The organism is Pseudomonas sp. CIP-10 (assembly GCF_020911845.1).
GTDB lineage: Bacteria > Pseudomonadota > Gammaproteobacteria > Pseudomonadales > Pseudomonadaceae > Aquipseudomonas > Aquipseudomonas alloputida.
This window is the reverse complement of sequence record NZ_CP087160.1, coordinates 888013-914364: the sequence shown is the minus strand read 5'-3', so window position 1 is coordinate 914364 and position 26352 is coordinate 888013. Positions and strand designations below refer to the sequence as shown.

General features: G+C 61.5%; 24 protein-coding genes and 1 riboswitch. Of the genes, 8 read left to right on the top strand and 16 right to left on the bottom strand.

Annotated features, from left to right (window positions below; genetic code table 11):
• Positions 1–17 precede the first annotated feature (17 nt).
• The 8 genes from LMH93_RS04195 to LMH93_RS04160 all read right to left on the bottom strand — a co-directional run bounded on the left by LMH93_RS04195 (position 18) and on the right by LMH93_RS04160 (position 12624).
• Positions 18–737 (bottom strand): OmpA family protein, encoded by a 720-nt coding sequence (locus LMH93_RS04195; RefSeq protein WP_003247328.1) that lies wholly within the window; start codon positions 735–737, stop codon positions 18–20.
• A 109-nt stretch (positions 738–846) separates the two neighbouring features.
• Positions 847–1491 (bottom strand): MBL fold metallo-hydrolase, encoded by a 645-nt coding sequence (locus tag LMH93_RS04190; RefSeq protein ID WP_004575872.1) that lies wholly within the window; start codon positions 1489–1491, stop codon positions 847–849.
• A 334-nt stretch (positions 1492–1825) separates the two neighbouring features.
• Complete coding sequence (locus LMH93_RS04185; RefSeq protein ID WP_010952009.1) at positions 1826–2518, bottom strand: sensor histidine kinase; 693 nt, start codon at positions 2516–2518, stop codon at positions 1826–1828.
• The gene (locus tag LMH93_RS04180) at positions 2515–4122 is read right to left on the bottom strand and encodes a tetratricopeptide repeat-containing response regulator (protein ID WP_003247330.1); all 1608 of its coding nucleotides are present in this window, start codon (positions 4120–4122) and stop codon (positions 2515–2517) included. The genes LMH93_RS04185 and LMH93_RS04180 overlap by 4 nt, the downstream gene beginning before the upstream one ends.
• 159 nt (positions 4123–4281) lie before the next feature.
• Complete coding sequence (locus LMH93_RS04175; protein ID WP_003247331.1) at positions 4282–6999, bottom strand: LuxR C-terminal-related transcriptional regulator; 2718 nt, start codon at positions 6997–6999, stop codon at positions 4282–4284.
• Between the two features lie 334 nt (positions 7000–7333).
• A complete protein-coding gene (locus LMH93_RS04170) occupies positions 7334–8698 on the bottom strand; it encodes a DUF1329 domain-containing protein (protein WP_070096875.1) in 1365 nt (454 codons plus the stop codon).
• Between the two features lie 25 nt (positions 8699–8723).
• Positions 8724–10610, bottom strand: coding sequence for a DUF1302 domain-containing protein (locus LMH93_RS04165; RefSeq protein WP_019750459.1), 1887 nt, complete (start codon positions 10608–10610; stop codon positions 8724–8726).
• Between the two features lie 331 nt (positions 10611–10941).
• Positions 10942–12624, bottom strand: coding sequence for a fatty acid--CoA ligase (locus LMH93_RS04160; protein WP_070096876.1), 1683 nt, complete (start codon positions 12622–12624; stop codon positions 10942–10944).
• A 292-nt stretch (positions 12625–12916) separates the two neighbouring features.
• Here LMH93_RS04160 and LMH93_RS04155 point away from each other — a divergent pair, with 292 nt between their 5' ends.
• The 3 genes from LMH93_RS04155 to LMH93_RS04145 all read left to right on the top strand — a co-directional run bounded on the left by LMH93_RS04155 (position 12917) and on the right by LMH93_RS04145 (position 15787).
• The gene (locus LMH93_RS04155; protein ID WP_179052914.1) at positions 12917–13882 is read left to right on the top strand and encodes a 2-hydroxyacid dehydrogenase; all 966 of its coding nucleotides are present in this window, start codon (positions 12917–12919) and stop codon (positions 13880–13882) included.
• A gap of 54 nt (positions 13883–13936) precedes the next feature.
• Positions 13937–14935, top strand: coding sequence for a class I SAM-dependent methyltransferase (locus LMH93_RS04150; protein WP_185279709.1), 999 nt, complete (start codon positions 13937–13939; stop codon positions 14933–14935).
• Between the two features lie 39 nt (positions 14936–14974).
• A riboswitch (yybP-ykoY riboswitch) is annotated at positions 14975–15115 on the top strand.
• An 87-nt stretch (positions 15116–15202) separates the two neighbouring features.
• A complete protein-coding gene (locus LMH93_RS04145; protein ID WP_012051194.1) occupies positions 15203–15787 on the top strand; it encodes a TMEM165/GDT1 family protein in 585 nt (194 codons plus the stop codon).
• Between the two features lie 43 nt (positions 15788–15830).
• Here the strand turns inward: LMH93_RS04145 and LMH93_RS04140 are convergent, their stop codons facing one another.
• From LMH93_RS04140 to LMH93_RS04125, 4 genes are all read right to left on the bottom strand, one after another.
• On the bottom strand, positions 15831–16649 hold the full coding sequence (locus LMH93_RS04140; RefSeq protein WP_003247344.1) for a M48 family metallopeptidase: 819 nt from the start codon (positions 16647–16649) through the stop codon (positions 15831–15833).
• 227 nt (positions 16650–16876) lie between these two features.
• Positions 16877–17497 (bottom strand): SOS response-associated peptidase, encoded by a 621-nt coding sequence (locus LMH93_RS04135; RefSeq protein WP_003247346.1) that lies wholly within the window; start codon positions 17495–17497, stop codon positions 16877–16879.
• 15 nt (positions 17498–17512) lie between these two features.
• Positions 17513–17773 carry a putative signal transducing protein gene (locus LMH93_RS04130; RefSeq protein ID WP_019750456.1) on the bottom strand — a complete coding sequence of 87 codons (261 nt, stop codon included), beginning with the start codon at positions 17771–17773 and terminating at the stop codon, positions 17513–17515.
• On the bottom strand, positions 17773–17958 hold the full coding sequence (locus LMH93_RS04125; protein ID WP_003247349.1) for a CPXCG motif-containing cysteine-rich protein: 186 nt from the start codon (positions 17956–17958) through the stop codon (positions 17773–17775). Before LMH93_RS04125 ends, LMH93_RS04130 begins: the two co-directional genes overlap by 1 nt.
• Positions 17959–18080: 122 nt before the next feature.
• Between LMH93_RS04125 and LMH93_RS04120 the strand changes: the two genes are divergently transcribed.
• Together LMH93_RS04120 and LMH93_RS04115 are read left to right on the top strand one after the other, a co-directional pair.
• A complete protein-coding gene (locus LMH93_RS04120; RefSeq protein WP_003247351.1) occupies positions 18081–19250 on the top strand; it encodes a 1-acyl-sn-glycerol-3-phosphate acyltransferase in 1170 nt (389 codons plus the stop codon).
• A 119-nt stretch (positions 19251–19369) separates the two neighbouring features.
• A protein-coding gene (locus LMH93_RS04115) for an IS3 family transposase (RefSeq protein WP_230064330.1) occupies positions 19370–20724 on the top strand; the annotation gives its coding sequence in 2 pieces (ribosomal slippage) (positions 19370–19843 and positions 19846–20724; 1353 coding nt in all).
• 185 nt (positions 20725–20909) lie between these two features.
• Here LMH93_RS04115 and LMH93_RS04110 read toward each other — a convergent pair.
• On the bottom strand, positions 20910–21860 hold the full coding sequence (locus LMH93_RS04110) for an IS110 family transposase (RefSeq protein WP_004577666.1): 951 nt from the start codon (positions 21858–21860) through the stop codon (positions 20910–20912).
• 258 nt (positions 21861–22118) lie between these two features.
• Entirely contained in the window at positions 22119–22379 is a 261-nt protein-coding gene (locus LMH93_RS04105) for a hypothetical protein (protein ID WP_108192141.1), read from the bottom strand.
• A gap of 160 nt (positions 22380–22539) precedes the next feature.
• On the opposite strand from LMH93_RS04105, the gene LMH93_RS04100 reads away from it, so the two are divergent.
• Entirely contained in the window at positions 22540–22746 is a 207-nt protein-coding gene (locus LMH93_RS04100) for a hypothetical protein (RefSeq protein ID WP_003247353.1), read from the top strand.
• Positions 22747–22820: 74 nt separating this feature from the next.
• Here the strand turns inward: LMH93_RS04100 and LMH93_RS04095 are convergent, their stop codons facing one another.
• Complete coding sequence (locus tag LMH93_RS04095) at positions 22821–23405, bottom strand: YajG family lipoprotein (RefSeq protein WP_003247354.1); 585 nt, start codon at positions 23403–23405, stop codon at positions 22821–22823.
• A 145-nt stretch (positions 23406–23550) separates the two neighbouring features.
• Here LMH93_RS04095 and LMH93_RS04090 point away from each other — a divergent pair, with 145 nt between their 5' ends.
• The gene (locus LMH93_RS04090; RefSeq protein ID WP_003247356.1) at positions 23551–23784 is read left to right on the top strand and encodes a hypothetical protein; all 234 of its coding nucleotides are present in this window, start codon (positions 23551–23553) and stop codon (positions 23782–23784) included.
• A gap of 601 nt (positions 23785–24385) precedes the next feature.
• Entirely contained in the window at positions 24386–25894 is a 1509-nt protein-coding gene (gene mqo / locus LMH93_RS04085; protein WP_003247357.1) for a malate dehydrogenase (quinone), read from the top strand.
• 165 nt (positions 25895–26059) lie between these two features.
• Here the strand turns inward: mqo and LMH93_RS04080 are convergent, their stop codons facing one another.
• Positions 26060–26350 carry a PA4642 family protein gene (locus LMH93_RS04080; RefSeq protein ID WP_003247360.1) on the bottom strand — a complete coding sequence of 97 codons (291 nt, stop codon included), beginning with the start codon at positions 26348–26350 and terminating at the stop codon, positions 26060–26062.
• Between the last annotated feature and the right edge of the window lie 2 nt (positions 26351–26352).

Here is a 26352-nt window from a genome sequence, read left to right as displayed (position 1 = left end):
GCAGCCCTGAAGGTCAATCAGGGATACTGCTGAACCTGACCTTGCTGCTCATACTGCTGACCCGGAATCGGCTTCAGGTTCACTTCCACACGGCGGTTCTGCGCACGACCATTGGCGTCAGCATTGCTGGCGATCGGCTGGTCCGGGCCCATGCCACGGACAGAGATACGCGAGGCATCCACACCCTGCGAAGTCAGGTAGGTACTGACCGCCTGCGCACGGCGCTGGGACAGGTCCATGTTGTGCTGGCGGCTGCCCGTGCTGTCGGTGAAGCCAACCACTTCGATGGTGTTCTGGTTGAATTGCTTGAACGAGCCAGCCAGGTTGTTCAGCGGCGAGTAGAAGCTTGGGGCGATGTTGGCCGAGTCGGTGGCGAAGGTGATGTTGCCCGGCATGATCAGCTTGATCTGGTCACCCTGACGCTGCACTTCCACACCTGTGTTGGCCATTTGCGCGCGCAGCTCGGCTTCCTGCTTGTCGGCGTAATAGCCATAACCGGCTGCAGCGGCACCCACAGCGGCAGCACCGATCAGTGCACCCTTGCCACGGTTGTTGTGGTCGATGGCAGCGCCGGCGATGGCACCGGCCAGCGCCCCCAGGCCGCCGTACTTGGCGGTCTTGCTCATCCCTGTGGAGCCCTGCGCCTGACCCTGGTTGTCGTAGGGGTTCTGGCCGGCACAGCCGGTCATCAGTGCAGCGGCGGTTGCGACGATAATCAGACGACGCATGGTGAACATGGACAAGCTCCTACTGAAATTCATAATTGCGGCAGATCCCAAAGGGTTCTATGCCAGCCTTGGAACGCATCGGCAACGAAAAATTCCATGAAAGTGCCTTCATGTGCCATCAGGCACGCACGAATGGGTTTTCCCGCATCTCGTCGCCCAAACGGGTGTCGGGCCCGTGGCCGGTCACCACGATGGCCTCTTCGTCCAGCCGGTACAGCCGCTCCTTGATGGAACGCACGATTGCCCGCTGGTCACCACCCCACAAATCGGTGCGGCCAATCCCCCGGCGGAACAGGGTGTCACCGGCAATCAACAACTTGGCGTCGGCGAACCAGAAGCTCATCGAGCCCGGGGTATGGCCTGGCGTGTGCAACGCCACACCGCAGCCGCAGGCCAGTTCTTCGTCATCGCCCAGCCAGCGGTCCGGTGCCGGTACCGGGGTGTAAGGTACGCCGAACATCTGGCACTGCATCTCAAGGTTGTCCCACAGCATCTGGTCGTCCTTGTGCAGGTGCAGCGTGGCACCCGTCAGCTCCTTGAGCTTGCCTGACGCGAGGAAGTGGTCGAAGTGCGCATGGGTGTGGATGATGCTCACCAGCGTCAGGCCGTGGACCTGCAGGCGGGCAAGGATCTTGTCCACATCACCACCCGGGTCGACGACCATGGCTTTCTTGGTCAGGGGGTCGCCGATCAGCGTGCAGTTGCACTGCAAGGGGCCGACGGGGAAGGTTTCGCGGATGAGAGCAGGCGGGGCTTGGGTCATGGTGTTCTCGCAGGTGAAGCTGGGTTCTACTGGGAGCCTGACAGGAAAATGGGGTGGGTGCACGAGGTTCATGTCTTGAGCGAAGTGGCGCCTGTGAGCTCGAGCGCCGCCCGCGCGGCGCATCGCGAGCAAGCTCGCTCCTACATTTGTTTCGGGCCAGTATTGCCTGCACCCTCGCGCGCGACCGCCTTGTTTGTTCCACGCAATATCGAGGTGGGCACCAAGGTGGCGCGCACCTCCGCCTCAGGAATAACTGGCCCGAAACAAATGTAGGAGCGAGCTTGCTCGCGATGCGCCGCGCGGGCGGCGCTCGATCGCCCAGGCACCCAATACCTCAAGGCAAAAACAACCTGAACAACCCGCCCCCAAGCGCCCCGCCGTTGGAGATCTCGATCCGCCCGCGCACCCCGCCGCTTTCATGCAACGCGGCGATCCGCGCCGCAAAATACAACCCAAGGCCGGTACTGCCGCTGGTCGAGTCGATGCCCTGGATGTAATCCTCCTGGCGCTCGAGCATGTGCTTTGGATAACCCGGGCCGTCATCGTTGACGCAAATGGCCAACTGGTTGTCGGCCTCTTCGATGGTGATCAGCAAGGCGTGCCCGGCAAAGCGGGTGGCGTTGGTGATGACGTTGGCGATTACCGAGGCCACCAGTTCGCGGTCGAAGAAACCCAGCGGGTTGTCGGTGTCGATGCGCCAAGTGGCGAGAATGTCGTTGTGCTTGAGTACTTCCTCGTGCGCCGCCAGCTGAGCTTCGATGAAATCATCCAGCTCATGGTAGTCCGGGCATACCGGCAACTGGTTCACACCCAGTTTGTACAAGCCCAGCAACTGCACCAGCATGCCGTTGAGGTGACGAAATTCATGCTCCATGATCCCCTGTTCGGCACCGCCGCGCAGTTCCTCGGGCAAGCGTTCCACCCACTGGCTGTGGGACTGGATCAGCGCCGACAACGAACTTTTGAGGTCGTGCACGGTGGAGGCGATCACCGTGGAAAAATCCAGCCCCTGATTGTCTTGATTCATGCGCCGAACACTCGGATGTGCAGTTTGCGGTAACGGTCATAGCGATTGTCGCTGGCAGGGATACCGGCCACGCTGGTCAAGGCGTCGCGGCACTCCTGCATGATCGCAGGCTGAGGGTTGTCACCGCCGATGCGCAGCAGCGCCTGGGCGGTATTGAGGGCGATGCTGATGTTCTTCGGCTGTAAACCCAATGCCTTTCGGAACAGTTGCAACGCCTCGCCAAGCTGCCCTCCCTGGTAACTGCGCACACCCTGCCGATTGAGGGTGACCGCTTCGGTAATGGCGTTGAGCACGCTGGGGTCATCCGTCAGCTTGCCCACTTTCTCCATGACCTTGGGGTCATCGCCATAACTTTCCACGCAGTTCTTCAGCACGCCGATGGCGGCGGCTTCCTGCCCCATCGCCTGCAGTTGCGCAGCGACAGTCAGGGCCGAATCGACAGAGAAGAACTGGTTCATCTTGTCCAGGCGCTGAATCGCCTGTTCTGTCAGCTTGCCGGCCGTTTCCGGGTCGCCGGCCTGCTGCAGGCTGGCAGCCTTCATCATCCGCGCACGTACCTGCAGGCCTTGGTCCTCGGGGTTTTCCTTGGCCACTTCGCTGAGCGTGGTGTTGATCTCGACCCGGGTGCGGGCGTCCAGGCCGAAGCCTGCATTCTTGCTCATCAGCGCCTGCACCAGGCCAAGGTTGTTTTCGGCATCCTTGTAGCGCGAACTCTGCCCCTGGTTCACCGCATGGCGGAACGCCTTCGATGCGCTCTCGAAGTCTTCGTTCTCCAGCGCCAGCTTGCCCAACGTCGACTGCCGACGCACCGACAAAGGCGACAGGCGCACGGCTTCTTCAAGCAAGTTCTGCGCGCGCCGGGTATCACCCTGCGCCACCAGCACCTCGGCCATGCCATCGTAAAGGCCTGGCATGATCGGGAACGCCTTGAGCGCCTGCTCGTATACACCCTGGGCCTGGGCATTCTGACCACGCTTGTGCATCAGTGCGCCCAACGCGGCATATACCCACGGCTGCGGACGGCTGGCCAGGATGGCCTTGAGGAATTTTTCCAGTTCCTCGAAACGGTTGAGGTTGCGCAGGGCATCGGCCCGGTAGCGCAAGCACAAGGGCGCCAGGCGCGGATCCTTCTTGCACAGCTCGGCGCAGGCCGCCAGTACTTCGGCCGGACGGTTGCGGTCCAGCGCCTGCAGGATCGGCTTTAGCAACGTCTTGCGCTGGAACAGTTTCTCGACGCGCTGGGCCAGGCCAACCCGGTTGAACGGTTTGGTCAGGTAGGCATCGGGCTCGTGCTCGATGGCGCTAAGGACAATCGCCTGACTGCTCTCGGCAGTGACCATGATGAACACGCACTCATGGCTGATGTGCTTGTCGATGATCAGGTCTTCAAGCACCTGCTGCCCGTTCTTCTTGCCATCGCCCAGATGGAAGTCCTGCAGGATGAAGTCATAGCGCTTCTGCGCGCACATGCGCAGCGCCTGCTCGCCGCTGTCAGCGGTGTCCACGTCGCGCACGCCCAACTCGCGCAACATGGAACGGGTCGACGTACGAAAGTCGGTAAAGTCGTCGACGATCAGAAAGCTCTTTTGCCCGTACTGCAGCATCAACACGACCTGCCTTGGAATGATTGAAAAATCGCGCGAGGCGATGCCACCGATCGCTGTATCGGCAGCTGGTCGGGAAAGATGAGGGTAGAGCATTGTCGGCCAAAAACCATGGCGTCAGGCCATCACTTTAACGAGCAATGACCTGCAGGGCCAGTATCACGCCAGCAACCCCAGGGATTTGGCCTTGGCCACCGCCTGGGTGCGCCGCTCCACGCCCAACTTGCTGTTGATGTGGCTGGCGTGGGTCTTCACCGTGTGCAGGGAAATGAACAGCCGCTCGCTGATCTGCTGATTGGAACAGCCTTGGGCAATCAGTTCGAGCACAGCCATTTCGCGGCCACTCAGCGCTTCGCCGTTGCCCGTACTGGCGATTGACACTGGCGGCAGGTGCTTGAGCAGTTCCGCCTGAACCGGGCAAGCGGCACCTGCCTGCAGTTGTTCATGAAGCCATTGCGGGTGTTTTTCCAGCAGTGGCTGCATCGGCTGCATCACACCGCCATGCGCCGCTTCCAGCAAGCTTGGCAGCAACTGTGCGGCCTGCCCTTCCTTGCCTTCGTCCAACAGCAGGGAAAGCCATTGGCTCAAGGCGTTGACGGCGAGCATCATGCCGCCACTGGCCTGGCCGCGCTTTACCAGGCATGCCAGGCGTTGCACGGCATCGTCGCTACGCAACTGGATGCGATCAAGCAATGCCTGCTGCAACGCAATGTGCAACGGCAGCAGCGGATGGAATTCCGGTGCCGCCGCCGGCTGCTCGCCGCCATAGGTCTGGCCCAGGCGCTGCAGCCAGGACTCCGCCAGGTCGATTCGCCCCTGGGCCAGCCACAGTTCGCATTTGACCAGGGTAATCATGGCCAGGTAGTAGACCGGGGGCACATCCCAGATGTGCATCAAGCGCTCGGCCTCGGCCAGTTCGGCAAAGGCCTCGGCAAAGTGACCTTCCCGGCCATCGAGCGTGGCAATCACGCAATGACCGATGAGCACACTGATGTCCCGGCACGCTCGCGCCTCACCCAGCCCGGCGCGCAAACGCGCGCGGCCCTGAGCTGGCTGCAGACGCGAGACCAGCAGGTAACCTTCGTAAAGCGTCAACCGCGCACGCACGGCATACAGTCGCTGCGCCGAAAGCCCTTGCAGACGTTGCAGGCCCTGGCGCACTTCGTCCAGCGCGCGCAGCACCTCGCCACGGGCATGCAGCACCCGCGCCCGGTCGTAATGCGCCAGCGCCTCGAACAAGGGGTTACCGACCCGCTGGGCCAGCTCCAGGGCCTCGCGGTTCCAGCCTCGGGCCCGCCAGAAGTCGCCATCGGCAATGGCCAGGTTGGACAGCGTCGACAAACACACCAGGCGTTGGCCGTAGCGCTTGCTCGGCAGGCTCTGCAGCGCTTCGCCGCAATAGGCCAGGGTGCGCTCGCGGTCGCCACGGCCACGGGCAATGACCCCACTGAGCGCCAGCCATTGCGCCAGCATCGACTTTTGCGCGGTCGCCGAAGGCGCGGGCAGAAAGCGACTGAGGTAGCCGGCCAGTTCCTCGGCAGCATCCAGCTGGCAAGCCAGGCCCAACGCCCAGCTGTACAGCACGATCAGCCGCGGCGTGCTGATCAACAGACTGTCGGGCAGGTCCATCTTCCAACGCAGCAACATGCCGACGTTCTGCTCGGCCAGCAGTTGCTCCTCGGACAGACTTTGCACCAGGTCGGCGGCAACATCGAGGTGGCCGGCACGCAAAGCCTGCTCCACCGCCTCGTCCAGCAGGTCCTGAGCTTCAAACCAGCGGCAGGCCCGCAAATGCAGAGCGACCTGCGATTCGCTCGCCTGTCGGCTACGCAACAGGTCGGAGAACAAATGGTGATAGCGGAACCAGTGCCCATGCTCGTCCAGCGGCACAAGGAACACCTGATGCGCCTGCAGGAAGCTCAGGACGGCGGCACTGTCGTGGCGGCCACGCATCGCATCGCAAAGCGGAGCGCAGAAACGCTCCTGGCAGGCGGTTTCGTACAAGAAAGCCTGCACGTCTGCAGGTAGCCTATCGATGACTTCTTCAAGCAGGTAGTCGCGGATCAGTCCCTCGCCACCATGCAGCGCCTGGGGCAAGGCTTGCTCGTCGGCGCTGTCGCTGGCCGCCAGCTGCCAGAAACGCAGCCCGGCGACCCAGCCGTCGCTGCGCTGGATCAGGTTGTCCAGTGCCTGGCCGCGCAGGCCGGTAGGTTGGCGACCGATCACTGCCAACGACTCATCCGCAGTGAGGCGCAGGTCCTGTTCGTTAAGCTCGACCAACTGCCGGGACAGGCGCAGCCGCGCCAGGTGCCAGTCTGGCCGCTGGCGGCTGGTCACCAGCAACACCAGGCCGGGTGGCAGATGATTGAGGAAGAACTGCAGGCAACGGTCAAGCACCGGCCCTTGGGCCAGGTGATAGTCGTCCAGTACCAGCAGCAGCGGCGTATCAGCTTGCAGGTACAGCGCCAGCTCATCGAGCAGGCCGTCGAGCCACTCTTCAAAGGCAAACGGCTGATGGCGCTGGCGCATTTTCAGCAGGCCCATGGCCTGGCCGCCCAGTGCCGGGCAGTATTGCTGCAGGCCTTCAAGCAAGCGCTCAAGGAAGCGGCCAGGGTCGGCGTCCCGCTGGCTCAGGCCAAGCCACAGGCTACGCCAGTGCTCGGGCAGTGTTTCGCAAAACTCGATGGCCAGGGAGCTTTTGCCGAAACCCGCCGGGGCATTGACCAGCAGCAGCCGCCCGCCCAAACCGGCTTCCAACCGCTGGCACAAACGCAGGCGCTGCACATGGCCATCCGGCAGCGGCGGCCGGAAGAAACGCCCGTCCCGCAGGCCAAGGGCCTGACTCGCGAATCCATGCGTACGGGACAGATCTGTCATGGCCGGCTCGTTCTGGTTGGAAGACAACGGCGGTATGGATGTTTGCGAGACTAGCCGTTAACGCTGCGCATTTGAAGATGATGGACGCAATTGGCATGGAAAAGACTGCGACAAAAAGCAACATGGCTGATGGACAGGGGCTGGGGCGGGGGTTTGGGGAGGTATTCAGGCGGCTTATTGCGTTGTCCGGCCTCTTCGTGGGTGAACCCGCTTCTACAGGGCTGCGCGGAGCCTGTAGGAGCGGGTTCGCCCGCGAAGAGGCCGGTTCAGGAAATAGAAACGCCCCGGCGAGCCGGGGCGTTCTGGGGATCACACGGCGTTCAGTGATTTCAGCTTAGCGAATACCCGACTGACGCAGCGCTGCAGGCTGGAAATCGGCCTTGCTGGCACTGAAGCCAAAGTCGTAAGCGCGCTTCTCTTCGTTCTTCATGCCCAGGGCCAGGTAACGACCGGACTGCAGGTCGTAGATGGTTTCCAGGGTGTACCAAGGTACTTCCACGTTGTAATAAGGCTGAGCATGGGCCTCGGACACGCGCCACAGTTGGCCACGGCCGTCGTACTGGTCGATCACTGCGGCCTGCCAGGTGTCCTCATCGATGTAGAAATCACGCTTGGCGTAGATGTGCCGCTGGCCTGGCTTGAGGGTTGCGACTACGTGCCAGACGCGGCGCAACTCGTAACGGGCCAGGTCCTGGTTGATGTGCCCAGCCTTGATGATGTCGGCATACTTGAGCTTCGGATCATCCAGTTTGAAGGCGTTCGATGCGATGTACAGCTCCTTCTTGCCTTCCAGCTTCCAGTCGTAGCGGTCTGGCGCACCGTTGAACATGTCCAGGTTGTCCGAGGTACGCAGGCCGTCGGCGGCGGTACCCGGGCCGTCATACGACACTTGCGGCGCCTGGCGCACGCGACGCTGGCCGGCGTTGTAGATCCACGCCTTGCGCGGCTCCTTCACCTGGTCGAGGGTTTCGTGCACCAGCAGCACGGTCCCGGCCAGGCGCGCTGGCGCGGTCACTTCCTGCTTGAAGTAGAACAGGATGTTGCCTGGGTTGTTCGGGTCGTAATCCTTCATCTTGTCGCGGAAGACGAACTGGTCGGAGAAGTAAACCGGGCTGAAAGAGCCGTTCTGCTGTGGCGTGGCCTGGATCACCAGGCGGCTGACACTGCCCCCTCGGTAACGGGTGATGTGGTTCCAGATCACTTCCAGGCCGCTTTTCGGGATCGGGAACGGCACCGCCGTGTTGAAGTTGTTCAAACCGTTGCCGCCTTCCGTCAGCGTGGTCTGGGTGGCGTTTTTCTTGATGGCGGCGAACACGTCCGCAGGTACCGTGGAGCCGCGATGGGTTTTGAATACTGGGATCTTGAAGGTGTCCGGATAGCGCTTGAGCATGGCCAGCTGGCCCGGCGAAAGCTTGTCCTTGTACTGCTCGGCGTTTTGCGCAGTGATGGTGAACAGCGGCTTTTCACTGCCGTACGGGTCGGACAGGAAGCCCTTGCCGTCGACGCTGCCCGCACTCTTCGACAGCGGCTCCCAAGGGCCGATCGAGCCATCGGCGTTGCCGGCCTTTTCAGCCCCCATCGGAGTCAGGGTACTGCCCAACTTGGCCGCCTCGTCGGCGGATACCGCAGCCATGACGCTGGTCGCCAGCAGGGACAGGCCCAGTACACCGGCTTGCAGCAGACTTCTGGTCTTGTTCATGTCGTGTCGTCCTGGATCTGTATGCTTAGAAGTTCACGCCGAAGCTGAGCGCGACGAAGTCACGGTCATCCACGGTGCTGTACTTGCCATCGAAGAAGTTGGTGTACGACAGGCTCGCCGTGTAGGTGTTCTGGTACTCGGCGTCCAGGCCCAGGCTGACTGCCTTGCGGCCTTCCTCGAAGTTGGCACCAGGGCCAGGCGAGTAGCCAGAAACGTCATGCGACCAGGCCACGCTGGGCTTGAGGTTTACGCCGGCAAAGACATCGTTGTAGTCCCAGATGACCCGCGTGCGGTAACCCCAGGAAGTGCTGGTGGTGTAGCCGTCGTTCTCGCATTTGCGGTTCAGGTTGGTGGTGGATGTCCCCGCACCCGCGCCAGCGATGGTGCTGCCATTGAGCGCCTGACAGGTATCGGCGCCACCGGTGGATGGCAATGGACCTGGGCCGAACACCGGGTCGCGACCGTAGCGGGTATCGTGGGCATTCTCCAGGCCGCCGACATGGGTGACACCTACTTCACCGACTACTGTCATCCGGCTGGCGCCCATCACCTGGTCGAAGAAATGGGTCAGGGTGGTCTGGAACTGGGTGATCTCCTTGCGGCGATACCCATGCAGGTCTTGCCCCGGCGTACCGGTCAGCAACGATGCGTTGCTCAACGCGCCGCCAATCGGACGGACACCGGCGAACAGGATATCCGTGGTATTGAGCTGCACTGGCGCGTTAGGGCGGTAGCTGACTTCGCCGCTCCAGGCGGTGCCAGTGGGTAACGTGGTGGAGAAACTCAAGCCATAGAGGCGGATATCCTCGGGGTATTCCACAAAGTACTCGGAATTCCCCGCCACAATCAGAGGCGCCAATGCGCGCAGCTGTGCAGGCAGGGCGCTCAGCCCGGCGAACACGGACGGCGGAGCCCCTGTGGCACTGAAGATGGGTGCACGGCTGTGGTAGTTCATGAAGTAGGCGCCGAACTCCGTGTCCAACGGCTCGAACATATAGCGCATGGCCACACCGAACTGGCCGCTGTCACGCGCATCGCGGTCGGCACCACGGCGCACCATCACACCCTCTTCGTTGATGTTCACGCCCCGCGAGGCGAGGAACTGCTGCGCAGCGCCCGGCACCGTGCGGCTGCTATTGAGCACGCGCAAGTTGTCGGTACAACCATCGGCAATGATGTCCGGCTGGGAGAAGAAGGTGCCGCAGTTGTCGACGACCGTCTGGTCCCACTCGAGCTGGTAGAAGGCCTCGGCCGACAGGTTGTCGGTCAGGCTCTGCGAGATGTAGAACATGTTGACGGGAATCAGGCCTTCCTTGATCTCGGCCCCGGGGCGGCGGAACGCCGACACGTCGATGGGGTTGATCGAGTTGATGCCGCCGCCGATGAAGGTACTTTCACCCCAGCTTACTACCTGCTTGCCAAACCGCACCGAGCCAGGCTGATCGCCGATGGAGTAGTTGTGGTAGACAAAGGCGTCGAGCAGCTCTGCGCCGGACGACTTGGCGCCTTCCTTGCGATTGGAGTCGCTGATGTCCTTGAACTCGCGGTGTTCGTCCTTCAGCTCGAAGTCGTACCAGTACTTGCCGCGCACGAACACACCGGTGTCGCCGTACTTGAGCTCCAGGTCATGAATGCCTTTGAAGATCTTGGAGAAGGTTTCGCCCTTCTTGAAGTTCAGGTGGCCATCGTCGGATGTCTGTGAAAGGCCCTTGCCGCCGTTGTTCACCCCTATCAGGTTCTTGTTGGGGTTGGCCGTCGACCAGCTGGCGCCGATGGAGAGCGACGAGTCGAACTGGCCTTCGATTTCACCAATGTTGAAGCTGACAGCGAAAGCAGGACTTGCGAGCGTGGAAGCAAGGCTGACGGCCAAGGGCAGCTTGGCCCGGCGCCAGAACAGGTTTGCAGATTTCATCGACGCTACTCCATGTACTTTTTTGTTATGGCAGTGAGTCCTTTCAAGAACGGCCCGAGCGACCGGTTTACAGGCTTGCACCTGCGGCGACACGGCTTGCGCATGTCGCCCTCCCCCATTCCTGAAAATCCCCTGGCCCCGACTATAGCCAGCAGGCACAGGCGCTTGATCCCTCTAAAGTGTGATTTGCGCTCCATGCCACCAACTCGCTGCAGTTTTGCTCCGGTTGCGGGCTGGCAGTGCTCAAGGATGGCGCATTTCTGTCGTTTGGCAAGGCGGCGGGCTCTCTAGCATGCGGGTCACGCTCTGACGTGCACGACCCGCACAACGGTTACAACGTGGAAAGGAACGCGCTGTTGCTGGCCTGCCACTGGACGATGTCCTGGCGGATGCGTTTCTTGTCGAGCTTGCCGACACTGGTCTTGGGAATTTCAGTAACAACGGCGATCTGGCTTGGAATCGCCCACTTGTTGATATGACCTTGCTCGACGAACGGCTTGAGGTGTTCCTTCAGTGCCTTGGCGTCGATAGCGTGGCCGTCACGTACCACCAGCAGGGCAAACGGGCGCTCACCCCACTGCGGGTCCGCCACCCCCACCACCGCCACTTCGCGCACGGCCGGGTGGCGGCTGATCAGGTCTTCCAGGTCGAGCGAGGAAACCCACTCGCCGCCGGTCTTGATCACATCCTTGATGCGGTCGCGGATGTCGATGTAGCCCATGCCGTCGAGGGTGGCGACGTCACCGGTGTGCAGCCAGCCACCCAGCCACAGCTCCTCGCTCTTCTCCGGTTCCTTGAAGTAGCCCATGGTCAGCCACGGCGCACGCAGTACCAGCTCACCCTGGGTTTCACCATCGGCGGGCAGGAAGTTGCCTTCGCCATCGACGATGGCCGCTTCGACCAACGGCACCGGCACACCGGCCTTGATTCGGTAGGTGACGCGCTCATCCTCGCTGCCGGCCTGCAGTTCATCGTTCAGGTGTGCTGCGGAGATCAGCGGGCAGGTTTCCGACATGCCATACGCGGCGGTCAGCTGAATGCCGCGCGCCAGGGCGGCCTGGTACAGCGAACGGTTGAGCGAACTGCCGCCGATGATGATCTTCCAGCCGCCGAAGTCCTGCCCCTGTGCGTTCGGGCAGTTGAGCAGCATCTGCAGGATGGTCGGTACGCAGTGGGAGAAGGTGACCTTCTCTTCACGCCACAGCTTGACCAGCATGTCCGGCTCGTAGCGGCCCGGGTACACCTGCTTCATGCCAAGCATGGTGGCGGCGTAGGGGATGCCCCAGGCATGCACGTGGAACATCGGGGTGATGGGCATGTACACGTCGTTGCTGCCCAACAGGCGCACGCTGTCGATACTGCCGGTGACCGAGGCCTCGGCCAGCGTGTGCAGCACCAGCTGGCGGTGGCTGAAATACACGCCCTTGGGGTTACCGGTGGTGCCAGTGGTGTAGAAGGTAGTGGCCACCGAGTTCTCGTCGAAGTCCGGGAAGTCGTAGCGCGGGCTGGCCGCCGCCAGCAGCTGCTCATACTCCCCGACCAGGTCGGGCAGGTCGGCAGTCTTGTCCGGGCCATCGGTCAGCAGCAAGGTCTTGTCGACAGTGGTCAGCTGCCCGGCGATGGCCTGGTACAAGCCCACGAAGTCGCTGTTGACCAGCACCACGCGGTCTTCGGCGTGGTTCATGGTGTAGAGGATCTGCTCCGGCGACAGGCGCACGTTGATGGTGTGCACCACAGCGCCGATCATCGGGATGGCGAACATGCATTCCAGGTAGCGATGGCTGTCCCAGTCCATCACCGCCACGGTATCACCGGCCTTGACCCCGGCCTCGGTCAGCACATTGGCCAGGCGTGCAATGCGCTCGTTGAGCTGTGGATACGTCAGCCGCATCTGGTCGCGGTAGACGATTTCGCGGGTCTTTTCATAGCGACTGCCGGACATCAGCAGGCGCTTGATCAGCAATGGATAGGCATAGGCGCCCTCGGCGGGCTTGATGATGCGAGTCTGCAACATGGGGATCCCTTTTCTGAAAAGCGGGCCGGACAAGTCTGGGTTTACTGTAGTTCGCCAATGTGACGGCCAAATCAGCCGAAGGAATGATTTGCGTGGCAGAGGTATGAGTGGCGGGCGTTGACGGGCAGCAAGGTTGAGCTAGACACTGCGGCGGCGGCTTCAGGTTGGTGCTGAAGCCGAGGGCCTCTTCGCCGGCAAGCCCGCTCCTGCAAGGGTTGTGGTGACCTTGCGGGTGCGGGCATGCCCGCGAATGGCCACAACACCCTTATCCCGCCTGCCACCGGAGATCTTCATGCCCAGCCCGCGTCGCGCCGTGTTTCTCGATCACCAGTCCCTGGACCTTGGCGACCTCGACCTTTCGCCCCTGAAGCAGCAGTTCGACCAGTTCGAACTGTTCGCCGCCACCCGCCCGGACCAGGTCGCGGAACGCTTGCAGGGCGCCGTGGCAGTGGTCAGCAACAAAGTCATGCTCGACGCCGCTACCCTGGCCGCCAACCCGCAACTGAAGCTGATCCTGGTGGCCGCCACCGGCACCAACAATGTCGACCTGGCCGCCGCCCGCGCCCAGGGCATCACCGTGTGTAACTGCCAGGGCTACGGCACGCCGTCTGTCGCCCAGCATACCCTGGCCCTGCTGCTGGCCCTGGCCACCCGGCTGTGCGACTACAACCAGGCGGTGGCCGATGGCCAGTGGGCCAAGGCCAGCCAGTTCTGCCTGCTGGACTTTCCTATCGTCGAACTGGAGGGCAAAACCCTCGGCCTGCTCGGCCACGGCGAACTGGGCAGCGCAGTGGCGAGGCTGGCCGAAGCCTTCGGCATGCGCGTATTGAGCGGGCAGATCCCTGGCCGCCCGGAGCGCGCCGACCGGCTGCCGCTGGACGAGTTGCTGCCGCAAATCGACGCCCTGACCCTGCACTGCCCGCTGAACGAGCACACCCGGCATATGCTCGGCGCCCGCGAACTGGCCCTGCTCAAGCCCAATGCACTGGTGGTCAACACCGCCCGCGGCGGCCTGATCGACGAACAGGCGTTGGCCGATGCCCTGCGCGATGGTCACTTGGGCGGCGTGGCCACCGACGTGCTGAGCGTGGAACCGCCGGTCAACGGTAACCCGCTGCTGGAGCCCGGCATCCCACGCCTGATCATCACCCCGCACAGCGCCTGGGGTGCCGTGGAGTCGCGCCAGCGCATCGTCGGCCAGCTCAGCGAGAACGCCCAGGCCTTCTTCGCCGGGCAGCCACGCCGCGTGGTCAGCTGAGCCAGGCGCCCGCCTCTGCTACACTGCGCCACTTTTTTCCAGGAGACGTCGTCCATGGACCCGCGCAGTGAAGTGTTGCTCCGCCAGGCAGAGCTGTTTCAGGGGCCGCTGCTGATCGCCGGCGCCCCCGCCGACGACCTGCTCGGCCAGTTGCCTCAGGCCCAGGCCTGGACTTGGCATGCCGGCGATCAGGCCATGCTCGAAAGCCGCTTCGCAGGCCGCAGCCATTACGGCGTCGAGGCCCCTGCCGCAGCATTCGAAAGCGCCGTGCTGTTCCTGCCCAAATCCCGCGAGCTGGCCGCCTATCTGCTCAACACCCTGGCGTCGCGCCTGGCTGGCCGCGAGCTGTACCTGGTCGGTGAGAAGCGCGGTGGCATCGAGGGCGCGGCCAAGCAGTTGGCGGCCTTTGGCAAGCCACGCAAGCTCGACAGCGCCCGGCACTGCCAGCTGTGGCAAGTGACCATCGACCAGGCGCCGCAGGCAAAACCGCTGGAAAGCCTGGCCGAGCGCTTCGAGCTGGCCCTGGAAGACGGCCCGCTGCAGGTGGTCAGCCTGCCTGGGGTATTCAGCCATGGCCGACTCGACCGAGGTACGGCCCTGCTCCTGAAGCATCTTGACGGCCTGCCCGGTGGTCACATGCTGGACTTTGGCTGCGGTGCCGGGGTACTGGGGGCCACGCTCAAACGCCGTTACCCACAAAGCCGGGTGACCTTGCTGGACGTGGATGCCTTCGCCGTGGCCGCCAGCCGCCTGACGCTGGCTGCCAACGGCCTGGAAGGCGAAGTGATCAGTGGCGATGGCATCGACGCCGCCCCTACCGAACTGAGCCTTATCCTGAGCAACCCGCCATTCCACACCGGCGTTCATACCAACTATCAGGCTTCGGAAAGCTTGCTGAAAAAATCCGCCGTTCATCTGCGAAAAGGTGGCGAAATACGCTTGGTGGCCAACAGTTTCCTGCGTTACCAGCCACTGATCGAAGGGGCATTGGGCAACTGCCAGGTACGTGACGAGGCCGACGGTTTCCGCATCTACCAGGCCACTCACGGATAAAAACAGCGCTTGCCGAAAGCGTTTTGTCTAGGCAGAATCCGCACCGTCCTAGGGGAGTAGTCTCCCGCGAGCACCCAGCTCGCCCGGTACGCGTCAACATACTTGGTCCACAGACCATGGCGCGTGCGACCCACCATGCACGCCTGCATGGCGAGATCCGCATAGACGGATCGAGGGTTTGACAAGACCTATGACACGCACACCTTACCCGGGGCGGGGAGGCTGTACGTGTCATAGCCGTGTCGACCCGCCCCCGTAGGAATCCTGATGCTGGAATCACTGTTGGTCCCCACCGCTATCGTTGCCCTGGCCGAGATCGGCGACAAGACGCAACTGCTCGCACTCATTCTCGCTGCCCGCTTCCGCAAACCCTGGCCGATCATCGCCGGCATCATCGCCGCCACCTTGGCCAACCATGCCGCAGCCGGTGCCGTGGGGGCTTGGGTCGGCAGCTTCTTCAGCGATTCGGCACTGCACTGGATCCTGGCCGCGAGCTTTACCGCCACCGCACTGTGGACCCTGGTACCGGACAAGATGGATGACGACGAGAACCCGGCTCGCCGTTTCGGGCCGTTCCTGACGACACTGATTGCGTTCTTCCTGGCCGAAATCGGTGACAAGACCCAGGTCGCCACCGTGATGCTGGCTGCGCAGTATCCGCACCTGATCATGGTCATTATCGGCACTACCCTGGGTATGTTGATTGCCAACGTGCCGGTGGTACTGGCGGGTAACTTCGCGGCTGACAAACTGCCGTTGACGCTGATTCGCCGCCTGGCGGCAACGGCGTTCTTCGTGCTGGCGATCGTGGCCGTCTATTCGGCAATGAAGACCAGTGGCTGGATTGGATAAAGGGAAAACCGGGGGCTGCCATGCAGCCCCAGGATTCAGGCATTTATTGCTTGGCTGCAGCCTGATACAGCGGCATCACCTTCGGAATCGCCGCCTGCAGCGAAGCAATACGGCTCGCGGACGCCGGGTGAGTACTCATGAACTCAGGCGGTGCACCTTCGGAAGCCTTGCTCATCTTGTTCCACAAGGTGATCGCGGCATTCGGGTCGTAGCCGGCACGGGCCGACAGCTCCAGGCCAATCAGGTCGGCCTCGTTTTCGTTGGCCCGGCTGTTGGGCAAGGTCATGGCGTAGTTCACCACCGTGTCGGCCATGGCCATGCTGCTCTGGCCGAGGCCGAAGATGGCACCGGCACCCTGACGAGCCATTTCCACACCGTATGCCTTGGACATGGCCTCGCGGCTATGCTCGCGCAAGGCGTGAGCAATCTCGTGCCCCACCACTGCGGCAATTTCCGCATCGGTGAGCTTGAGCTGATCGATCAGCCCGGTGTAGACGATGATCTTGCCGCCCGGGCCGCAGTTGGCGTTCAGTTCATCACTCTTGATCACGTTGACTTGCCAGTCCCACTGCGCGGCATCCGGGCGGAATTTGGGCGCCTGGGCGATCAGGCGGTTGGCAATGGCCTGCACACGCTTGGCATCGGCGCTGGACTTGTCGAGCACACCCTTGCTCGATGCTTCACCCAAGGTCTGCTGATACGACTGGGCGTACATCTGGTTGACCTCATCGGTCGAGAGCATGCTGAACATGTACTGCTGGCGCTCGACGCCAACAGCACCGCCGCTGGTGGTATTCACCGCCTGGCAGCCGGCCAGCAGGATGCCAGCACTCAGTAGGCTGACGACAAAAGACTTACGCATGAAAACACTCCCTATCCACATGCGGCGTATCCTAGGCCGAGTCGCCAGTGGCTGCCATAGCCGCAGGGAAGATTTTCGTCGCCTGTACCGGCCTCTTCGCGGGCAAGCCCGCTCCTACAGGGGTAACACAACCGTGGGTAGGCGCGGGCTTGCCCGCTCCTACCGCAGGGGTAACGCGATCATTGTAGGAGCGGGCTTGCCCGCGAAAGGGCCGGCACATCCCCCCATCAAGCCGGGGTCAAACACTCCGGCGCATCCAGCTTCGGGTCATTGACGAAGTTGGCCAGGGCCCGCTCACGCAACGTCGCAGGTGGGCTGGCCAGCAGCTCGTGCAAGCGGGTAACCGGCGTGTCCGGGTCGAGCCAGGCCGCCTGCCCGGCCTCGTCCAGTATCAGCGGCCGACGCTGGTTCATGGCCGCCTGGGTCACCACCGCGCAACTCAGCCATACCTGGTCCTGCACCGGGTAGGCCTCCCACACCGCCGCAAAATACAGCGACGCGCCCTCCCCCGGGGTCAACCAGAACGGGCGTTTGCGCACGTTGCCACGCCATTCGTAAAAGCCGTTGGCTGGCATCAGGCAGCGACGCTGGCGAAATGCATCGCGAAACATCGGTTGCTCGGCCAGCGTTTCGGCCCGGGCATGGGCGGGGGTACGGGACAGGTCGGTGAGCCAGGCCGGGGTCAACCCCCAGCGCGCCTTGGCCAGTTGCTGCTGGCCATCAAGCTGGCGCTGGATCAGCACCGACGCCCCTGGCGATATATTCCATTGGGCCGGCTGGCCGACGGGAAAACCCGGCAGACTGGCAAGGGCCTGGGGCCAGCGAAACAGGGCATAACGTCCACACATGGGCGAATTCAGAACCTAGCAGATCAAGGTACCGGGGACATGCTCCGGTTCGTCGCCAACCAGTGGCTGGGCATCATTGTACGCATCGATCAGCTGCCGTGCGCATTCGGCCTGCTCATCAGCCACGATAAGCCCCAGCAGGCCCTGCAAGGGCAGCTCGCCGGCGGCACCGAGCAGGTCACGGCCGACCACGTGCACATTGATCCCCTCGCTGGCAAGCATGCCCACCAGCATTTGCGCCTCGAGCAGGCTTTCCGGTTCGTAGATGCGCTGCATCAGGCGTCGTCCTCGCGGCGGACTTCAAGCATCCATTCGTCACCATGCACCTGAAGAATGCACACCACAGGCTGGCAGCACACCTGACAATCCTCGGTATAAACCTGGTCGCCCGCAGACAGATCGACGGTAGTTTCCACACGTTCGCCACAATAAGGGCAATCATAGAAGTCGGTTTCCAGCATCGCGGCCTCCGCAGTGACTTATGCGTATAATTGCCGGTCTGTTTACAGGGTCTGTGTGCGTCCGAGCCGTTTTTCGGAGCCCGCCCCTACCTTATTACCCTAGCCGTTTCCAACAAGAGAGCATGATGGGCGAATTCGATGCCATCCGACCGTACGACGACGCTGAGGTCCCTGCCGTTCTGGCACGCCTGCTCAGCGACCCGGCATTCCTCGATATCCTCACTCACTTCCGCTTTCCGCGTGCGGCCGGTGCTCTCGGCTGGTTGCTCAAGCCCTTGATCGCACGCCGCCTGCGCAAGGAATTCGCCGGCGTTACCTGTGTCTCGACCCTGCAGGACAAAGTCGAGTACTACGTCGACCAGACCATCGATCGCGCCACCGACGGCGTCACCTATTCGGGTGTGGAACAGCTCAAGGCAGGCACCGCCTACCTGTTCCTTGCCAACCACCGTGATATCGTCATGGACCCGGCCTTCGTCAACTATGCCGTGTACCACGCCGGCCTGCCCACGCCGCGCATCGCCATTGGCGACAACCTGCTGCAAAAGCCCTTTGTCAGCGACATGATGCGCCTGAACAAGAGCTTCATCGTGCACCGTTCGATCAGCGGGCGGCGCGAAAAACTGGCTGCCTACCAACTGCTATCGGCCTACATCAACCACTCGATCCGCAACGATGCCACCTCGATCTGGATTGCCCAGGCCGAAGGTCGGGCCAAGGACGGTGACGACCGCACCGACTCGGCAATCCTCAAGATGTTCCACATGAGCCGCAAGGACGAGCCGTTCGGTGCGGTTATCCAGAGCCTGAACCTGACCCCGGTGTCGATCAGCTACGAATACGACCCGTGCGACCAGGCCAAGGCCCGCGAGCTGTACATCCGCGCCACAACCGGCACCTACAAGAAGGCGCCGGGCGAAGATGACAACAGCATTGCCAAAGGCATTACCGGCTACAAGGGCCGAGTCCACATCAACTTCGCGCCGCCGGTCACCGAGTACCACGAAGACACAAAACAGCTGGCGGCAGAGATCGACCGGCAGATTCTGGGGGGCTACCGACTGTTCCCGGTGCATTACCTGGCGTATGCGATGTGGGAAGGCAAGGACGAAGCCCTGCAGGTGCCAAGCGCCGAGAAAGTGTTCCCGGCGGATGAGCTGGCCAAGGCCAAGGAAGAATGGCAACGGCGTCTGGATGCCTGCCCGCAAGAGCAGCGGCCGTACCTGGTGTTGCAGTATGCGACGCCGGTGCGCAACCAGTATCAGGTCAGGCAGCAGACACCGGTCGCCTGATCGATCCCGGGGGCTGCGTTGCAGCCCAATCGCGACACAAGGCTGCTCCCACAGGGAATTGCGTCCACCCTTGGACTGCCCCCAAGAAGTTGGACACCAATCCAACCCTTGGGGGATCTATGGGTAAGTACACCGAGCAATTCAAGCTCACAGCGATCACAGCCTACCTGGATGGCAGCAACGGTTTCCGAAAGGTGGCTCAACACTTAGGTATCGATTTCAGCCTGCTTCGACGCTGGGTGGCCAGTTATCAGGCCAATAATGGCATTGTTACAGGCTCGCATGGGCGGCGCTATACCAGTGATTTCAAACAGCAGGTGCTTAGCTATATGCACGAGCATCGGCTTTCGCTGCGCCAGACCGCTGCCCACTTTGGTCTTGGGCAGTCCTCTCAGATAGGCATTTGGCAGCGGCAGTACTACAGTGGCAGTCCTGCACCCTCTACTGCCATCAAGCCAAGAAAGCCAATCGACGTGTCGAAGAAGATCAAGCCTGCCAAACCCACCGATACCAATGATGATCAGAAGTCTCGAGATCAGCTGATGGCTGAACTTGAGTACCTGCGCATGGAGAATGCTGTCCTAAAGGAGCTCAAGGCTCTGCGCGAGGAAAAGGAACGAACACGCGGGAAAAAGCCCTGATCGTTTCCAAACTCAAGCGCAGGTTTCCTTTGCCTGACCTCCTTCAGTTGGTCGAGCTGGCGCGCAGCACCTTCTACTACCAGCTCAAAGCTCAGCAGAAGCCAGACCGGCATGCTGAGCTCAAGGCATTGGTGCATCGCGTCTATCACGAGCAGAAACGGCTTTATGGTTATCGCCGTATCGCACTCGTAATCAGGAAGGAAAAGCGGGTGAACAAGAAGGTCATTGAACGGCTGATGGCTGAGCAGGGATTGAAATCAGTAGTGCGCCCCAAGAAATATCGCTCCTATCGAGGTACCGTCGGCAAAGTGGCAGCGAATGTACTGGAGCGAAATTTTATCGCTCAACGCCCAAACCAGAAGTGGGTGACTGACGTAACCGAGTTCAAAGTAGCTCAGCAGAAGCTCTATCTGTCGCCCGTGATGGATTTGTACAACGGCGAAATCGTGGCCTACGAAATGGCCAGCCGCCCGTGCTATAGCCTGGTTGGGAACATGCTTGGCAAAGCGCTCGATTGCCTGGGAGAGAAACCGAAGCTCGTGCTGCATTCGGATCAGGGATGGCATTACCAGCAGGCGCAATACCGCCGTAAGCTAAGCGAATGTGGGGTAAAGCAGAGCATGTCTCGAAAAGGCAATTGCCTGGACAACGCGGCCATGGAAAGCTTCTTCGGCACGCTCAAATCTGAGTTTTTCTACCTGAAGCGTTTCGAGAGCATTGATGAGCTGAGAGCGGGTCTGGATGAGTACATTCACTACTACAACCATGATCGCATCAAGCTGAGGCTCAATGGCCTGAGCCCTGTGGAGTACAGGGCTCAGGCTGCAGCTTAAAACTGTCCAACTTTTGGGGGGCAGTCCACCTTGTGGGAGCAACTGTCTTGCTCAATTTCTAAAAGCTGGCGCCTTCCCTGTGGGAGCGGGCTTGCCCGCGAACACGGGCGAAGCCCGTGCAATCCACCACGGTGTTGGCTTCGCGGGCAAGCCCGCTTCCACGCGGCTCACGCTGCGTTCTGGATTTACGTTGTACTTTCAGGCTGCGGTAGCACTAGATCGAGCCATGATGTACCCGTTCTGAGCATGGCATTTAACCGCACGATGAACGTTCTCATGCAGGCCACGATAGCGACTTTGGGAAGTTTTCCGCGCTCCCGCAGTGACTGATAACGAGCCTTGAGTGCTGGGTTGTATCTCATCGCCACAAGGCATGCCATGTACAGCGATCGCCTGACCGCAAATCGTCCGCCAGAGATAGAGCGCTTGCCCATGAATTTCCCGCTGTCGTGGTTGAAGGGCGCCACTCCGACCAGGGAGGCAATTTCTCTGGATTCAACCCGACCCAGCTCCGGCAGCAGCGCTACTAGCTTGCCCGCTGTCACCATCCCAATGCCTTTCACTTTAATCAGTTGGGTAACCCGTTCGTCGTTCAGCATCGCGGTTTGCTGTTCGATCTCACGCTCAACCAGTTTGATCTGCGCTTTGAAGTGTTTCAGGTTGGCATTCAGGTAGTTAGCAACTGCAGTCGATTGCACCTGCTTCAGGCGCCGCAGGTCGTCATCTCGCTGTTGAACCAACCGATCACGTTGCTGAAGCAACTCTCGCAGAAGCGCTCGTTCGGGGCTGATTCGCAGGGAGGGTTGATCTGGAATGACTTCGGCATAGTGCGCCAGAACCTCGGCGTCGATGGCGTCAGTCTTGGCCTTGATGCCTAGAGAGTCAGCGAATGACCTGGCTCGCCTGGGATTAACGCGTATGACCTTGTAGCCAGCGTCCTGTAGAAAACGCATGACATCTCGCTCGTAGCCACCCGTCGCCTCTAACAGGACGCGCTTGATACTGAGCTTGCGAAGGCTCTCCAGTAGCGCCTCAAAGCCTGTGGGATCATTGCTTAAATGCATTTTGATGCCCTGTGGCCGCACCGCAGCATCAAGGGAGAGACTGGAAACATCGATACCCAAGAAGGAAGCCATCACCAAAACCTCCTAAACTCAACACAGTGAGAGGACTTTGGCTTGGCCCACGCTTGTGATTCGAGATCAGAGCCGCATCCAACTGTTCGGGCTCTCGCCAAAGTGGAACGGTGAATGGCAGCTTGTGCTCCCACACGTGCTCAAGGCACCTACGGCATTCAGCTTGCCATTCACCGCTCTCACTCCAGATTCTAATCCCCCATCAAGACACAAGCGGCCTTGTGTCGCGATTGGGCCGCAACGCGGCCCCGATGGTTCTTAGATCCAGGTGCTGAACCAGGACAGCAGCAGCGCCATCGCCAGGCACGAAAAGCCCAGGATGTAGAAGTATTTCGGCACCCGAAGGTCGAATGCGTCCACTACCCCCTCGTCTACTGCCATGTACGCGCGGGTTTCGGCCTCGCGCCGCCGCGCACTGTGCAGCAGCAAACCGCCCGGGCAGGTCAGCAGCAGCGCCAGCAGGTTGATCAGCTTGGTGGGATGGGCGGCCAGGAACCCCCAGAGCACTTGCAAGGACATCACGCAACCTCGGTGTGAGCAGTGGCAAAGGCCAGCATTCTACCCAAGTCGCACCGTGGCGCCCGGCCTTGGCGACAAACTGTTGTTAAATTTCATCTGTCATCCGCTCGTCATCCATACAGGCGACCCTGTCGACCTTTTGATGACCCGGAGCTTTTTCATGTTGCACGCCGAAAACCAGGACCGCCTCTACCTCGTTGCCCAGAGCGATGAACAACAGGCGCTGATCGATGGTTTTGCCATCAATGTGCAGGACCGCCAGTGGCTGGTCTACTGTGCGCTTGGCGGACATGTGCATGAGGACTTGCCCGAAGTGGATGCAGGCACAGGGTTCAGCTTGCTGGATTTCCACATAGAAGCGGCGTAAATCTGTGCCATCCAGACAACAAAAAACCCGCTGCCTGTCACTCAGGCAGCGGGTTTTCTGACACAACCTGAAGCTTACTGACCAAGCACCTGCCCGATGCTCGGGTCCTTGAACAGGCGGGTCAGGGCATCGCTCAGCACATCGCCCACCAGCTGGGTGTTGGTGTCCTGATTCGGCGCCATGCCGAAACGCTGGTCCAGCGAAGCGCCATAACGGCCGCTGTAACGGCGGCCGCCATTGGTCACATCAGCGCGGAAGGTGGCGCCGATGGTGGCCTCGGTCACGTAAAGGTTGTCTTTCGGCGACTGGTACTTCAGCTCGGCCAGGGTCACGGTCAGCTGCGGCGCATTGTAGGCGTTCGGGGTCGGGGTGAAGCCGAGCAGGCGCACAGCAGCTTCAGCCTGAGCCTGCAGCTTGGGCACCACGTCATTACCGCTGACACTGATGGTGCTGGTCTCGGGGTACATGCCACCGCGGGTACCCAGGGACGGCGAAGGCCGGCCATCCACTACCCGGACCACCACCGGCTGGCCATGGCCGACCGGGGCCAGCTGGGCCTTGAGCGTGGGTTGCGGGTTGAGTTGTTGCGGGCTGTGGGCACAACCGACCAGGCTAAGGCTGGCCACGGCGATCAAACCGAACAACAGACGTTGCAACATGCGCGTTTCTCCAGAAAATGCGGCAAAGGCCCACAGTATACCTAGCCAGGCACAGACCAGTCATCGGCCCGATCCGCTTGTCACAATCGTTTCATCGCCACACCCTTATCCTTGCGCCAAGCCCTAACGCAAAGGACTCGCCGCCATGACCTCGCTCTGGACTCAGCTCTTCAAACGGCCGCGTCACAACGCTTATGCCCGCCTTGACGCTGATGGCAAATGCCTGGCCTTCAAGCAATGCAGCCAGGCACCACGGGGCATCGACTGGGTGCAGATCAGCGAAATTCAGCTGGCCTGGCTGGGGCGCGAACTGCCCGCCGAAGCCCGGGTTTGCGCCCGTGCAAAGCGCCGCTGGCACCAACGCCTCCTCGCTGCCTGACAAACGCTGCAATAAAAACCACGAATGGCGACATTTCTGCCCGCGACATCGCTATAATCTCCCCCCGATTATAAGGACGTCTCCTGATCGGGCCCCGCATTCGCCGATTGACCCCGGCAACTTCACCGCCTCGCCCACAGAGAGCCTTCCACTCAGGTCTTGCATCGGCTGTCGTGCCTGCTTTTTCCGGCCCTTCACACTGCATGAACCTGCGGGTTGCCATCGCGCAGTCCCCTTTTGAGGTTCACGTCTCCAAAAGAGCGTGAAAAAACGGTTTTCACAACTTCACAAGAGTGTGGCGAGCAAATGAACAGTCTGGCATGTGCAAAAGCGGCAGATGTGTCCCGAACAGCCCTGAACAGGCGGCAGATGCGCTCATCCCGTATGAGTGTCTGAACCGTTCCATAACGCACGCACGACACCTTGACCATAAGTCGAATTGCCGCACCTGTGGCAAACGGCGTTCAATACACGAACCCGAAGACTGATTGGCGGTGTCCGCGGAAGTTGCAAGAACTGCGAAAAGTCGGACATGGCGACCCTGGCAAACCCAGGTCCTATGCTGTCAATTAGGTAGCTGTAGATTGTGGAGACGCGTTAAATGGCGCAGAACGAATCGGTTGATGTGGTACTGGTAGGCGCGGGCATCATGAGTGCCACCCTGGCCGTACTGCTCAAGGAGCTTGACCCGACCCTGAAGCTTGAGGTCGTCGAGGCGATGGACTCCGGGGCCGCGGAAAGCTCCAACCCCTGGAACAACGCAGGCACCGGCCACGCCGGCCTGTGCGAGCTGAACTATACGCCGCAGGCCGCCGATGGCAGCATCGACATCAAGAAGGCCGTGCACATCAACACCCAGTTCGAGGTTTCGCGCCAGTTCTGGGCCTACCTTAGCAAGAAGGGCAACTTCGGCTCGGCGCGTGCCTTCATCAACCCTGTCCCGCACCTGAGCTATGTCGAGGGTGACAAGGGTGTTTCCTTCCTCAAGAAGCGCTTCGAGCTGCTCAAGCAGCACCACGCCTTCGCCGAGATGGAATACACCGAAGACAAGGCCGTGATGAACGACTGGATGCCGCTGATGATGCCTGGCCGCCCGGCCGACCAGCACATCGCCGCTACCCGCGTGGCCAAAGGCACCGACGTCAACTTCGGCGCACTGACCAACAAGCTGCTCAAGCTGCTGGGCGACTCGCCGGACGCGCAGGTCAAGTACAGCAAGAAGGTTGTCGGCCTGCGCCGTAACGGCAGCGGCTGGACCGTGAGCATCAAGGACGTCAACAGCGGCGGCAGCCGTGAAGTCGACGCCCGCTTCGTCTTCCTCGGCGCCGGCGGCGCGGCCCTGCCGCTGCTGCAGTTGTCCGGCATCCCGGAAAGCAAAGGTTTTGGCGGCTTCCCTGTCAGCGGCCAGTGGCTGCGTTGCGACAACCCGGAAATCGTCAAGCAGCACCAGGCCAAGGTCTACAGCCAGGCCGCTGTCGGCGCCCCGCCGATGTCGGTACCGCACCTGGACACCCGCGTCGTGGACGGCAAGACCTCGCTGCTGTTCGGCCCGTATGCCGGTTTCACCACCAAGTTCCTCAAGCACGGCTCGCTGATGGACCTGCCGCTGTCGGTGCGCATGGGCAACATTGGCCCGATGCTGGCCGTGGCCCGCGACAACATGGACCTGACCAAGTACCTGGTCAGCGAAGTGATGCAGTCGATGGAGCAGCGTCTGGAAGCCCTGCGTCGTTTCTATCCGCAGGCCAAGGCCGAGGACTGGCGCCTGGAAGTGGCGGGTCAGCGCGTGCAAATCATCAAGAAAGACCCGAAAAAAGGCGGCGTGCTGCAGTTCGGTACCGAGTTGGTCTCGGCCCAGGACGGCAGCCTGGCAGCACTGCTCGGCGCATCGCCGGGTGCCTCGGTGACCGTGTCGATCATGCTGGAACTGATCGAGCGCTGCTTCCCCGAGCAGGCCAAGGGCGCCTGGGCTGCCAAGCTCAAGGAAATCTTCCCGGCTCGCGAGAAGACCCTGGCAACCGATGCTGCGCTGTACCACAAGATCAGTGCCGATAACGACGCGGCCCTGGACCTGGCAGAAAGCAGCCCGGCGGCCAAGCATTACGCCTGATTCGCCCGCTAACGGAAAAACGCCCCTCGGGGCGTTTTTTTGTACGTGGAGACCTATCAGCCTGTGCCGGCCTCTTCGCGGGCTTGCCCGCTCCCACAGGTTCGGCGCTGCCCTCATCCCTGTGGGAGCGGGCGAGCCCGCGAAAGGGCCAGCACAGGTTGAAGATCAACCGCGGGCTTTATCGATGATCTCGATGTACTCAGGGGCATTGCGCTGGTCGGCAATCTGCTCGACGAAGGTCTTGCCGTGCTCGTCCTTGCCATCCAGGTCCAGGCCAGCTTCGACGAAGAAGCCTACAAAGCGCTCAAAGTCGTCCACGCGCAGGCCGCGGTAGGCCTTGACCAGCTTGTGCAGCGACGGCGAAGTCACACCATCGGCCGGCTCGAACTGAAGGAACGACTTGATGTAGTCGTCGCTGATTTCGTCACCGATTACCTGTTTCTTGTCTTTACGCATTG

Excerpts from the sequence above, each read along its gene's own strand:
- LMH93_RS04195 (WP_003247328.1), bottom strand. The coding sequence starts at position 737 with ATGTTCACCATGCGTCGTCTGATTATCGTCGCAACCGCCGCTGCACTG.
- LMH93_RS04190 (WP_004575872.1), bottom strand. The coding sequence starts at position 1,491 with ATGACCCAAGCCCCGCCTGCTCTCATCCGCGAAACCTTCCCCGTCGGC.
- LMH93_RS04185 (WP_010952009.1), bottom strand. The coding sequence starts at position 2,518 with ATGAATCAAGACAATCAGGGGCTGGATTTTTCCACGGTGATCGCCTCC.
- LMH93_RS04180 (WP_003247330.1), bottom strand. The coding sequence starts at position 4,122 with ATGCTGCAGTACGGGCAAAAGAGCTTTCTGATCGTCGACGACTTTACC.
- LMH93_RS04175 (WP_003247331.1), bottom strand. The coding sequence starts at position 6,999 with ATGACAGATCTGTCCCGTACGCATGGATTCGCGAGTCAGGCCCTTGGC.
- LMH93_RS04170 (WP_070096875.1), bottom strand. The coding sequence starts at position 8,698 with ATGAACAAGACCAGAAGTCTGCTGCAAGCCGGTGTACTGGGCCTGTCC.
- LMH93_RS04165 (WP_019750459.1), bottom strand. The coding sequence starts at position 10,610 with ATGAAATCTGCAAACCTGTTCTGGCGCCGGGCCAAGCTGCCCTTGGCC.
- LMH93_RS04160 (WP_070096876.1), bottom strand. The coding sequence starts at position 12,624 with ATGTTGCAGACTCGCATCATCAAGCCCGCCGAGGGCGCCTATGCCTAT.
- LMH93_RS04155 (WP_179052914.1), top strand. The coding sequence starts at position 12,917 with ATGCCCAGCCCGCGTCGCGCCGTGTTTCTCGATCACCAGTCCCTGGAC.
- LMH93_RS04150 (WP_185279709.1), top strand. The coding sequence starts at position 13,937 with ATGGACCCGCGCAGTGAAGTGTTGCTCCGCCAGGCAGAGCTGTTTCAG.
- LMH93_RS04145 (WP_012051194.1), top strand. The coding sequence starts at position 15,203 with ATGCTGGAATCACTGTTGGTCCCCACCGCTATCGTTGCCCTGGCCGAG.
- LMH93_RS04140 (WP_003247344.1), bottom strand. The coding sequence starts at position 16,649 with ATGCGTAAGTCTTTTGTCGTCAGCCTACTGAGTGCTGGCATCCTGCTG.
- LMH93_RS04135 (WP_003247346.1), bottom strand. The coding sequence starts at position 17,497 with ATGTGTGGACGTTATGCCCTGTTTCGCTGGCCCCAGGCCCTTGCCAGT.
- LMH93_RS04130 (WP_019750456.1), bottom strand. The coding sequence starts at position 17,773 with ATGCAGCGCATCTACGAACCGGAAAGCCTGCTCGAGGCGCAAATGCTG.
- LMH93_RS04125 (WP_003247349.1), bottom strand. The coding sequence starts at position 17,958 with ATGCTGGAAACCGACTTCTATGATTGCCCTTATTGTGGCGAACGTGTG.
- LMH93_RS04120 (WP_003247351.1), top strand. The coding sequence starts at position 18,081 with ATGATGGGCGAATTCGATGCCATCCGACCGTACGACGACGCTGAGGTC.
- LMH93_RS04110 (WP_004577666.1), bottom strand. The coding sequence starts at position 21,860 with ATGGCTTCCTTCTTGGGTATCGATGTTTCCAGTCTCTCCCTTGATGCT.
- LMH93_RS04105 (WP_108192141.1), bottom strand. The coding sequence starts at position 22,379 with ATGTCCTTGCAAGTGCTCTGGGGGTTCCTGGCCGCCCATCCCACCAAG.
- LMH93_RS04100 (WP_003247353.1), top strand. The coding sequence starts at position 22,540 with ATGTTGCACGCCGAAAACCAGGACCGCCTCTACCTCGTTGCCCAGAGC.
- LMH93_RS04095 (WP_003247354.1), bottom strand. The coding sequence starts at position 23,405 with ATGTTGCAACGTCTGTTGTTCGGTTTGATCGCCGTGGCCAGCCTTAGC.
- LMH93_RS04090 (WP_003247356.1), top strand. The coding sequence starts at position 23,551 with ATGACCTCGCTCTGGACTCAGCTCTTCAAACGGCCGCGTCACAACGCT.
- mqo (WP_003247357.1), top strand. The coding sequence starts at position 24,386 with ATGGCGCAGAACGAATCGGTTGATGTGGTACTGGTAGGCGCGGGCATC.
- LMH93_RS04080 (WP_003247360.1), bottom strand. The coding sequence starts at position 26,350 with ATGCGTAAAGACAAGAAACAGGTAATCGGTGACGAAATCAGCGACGAC.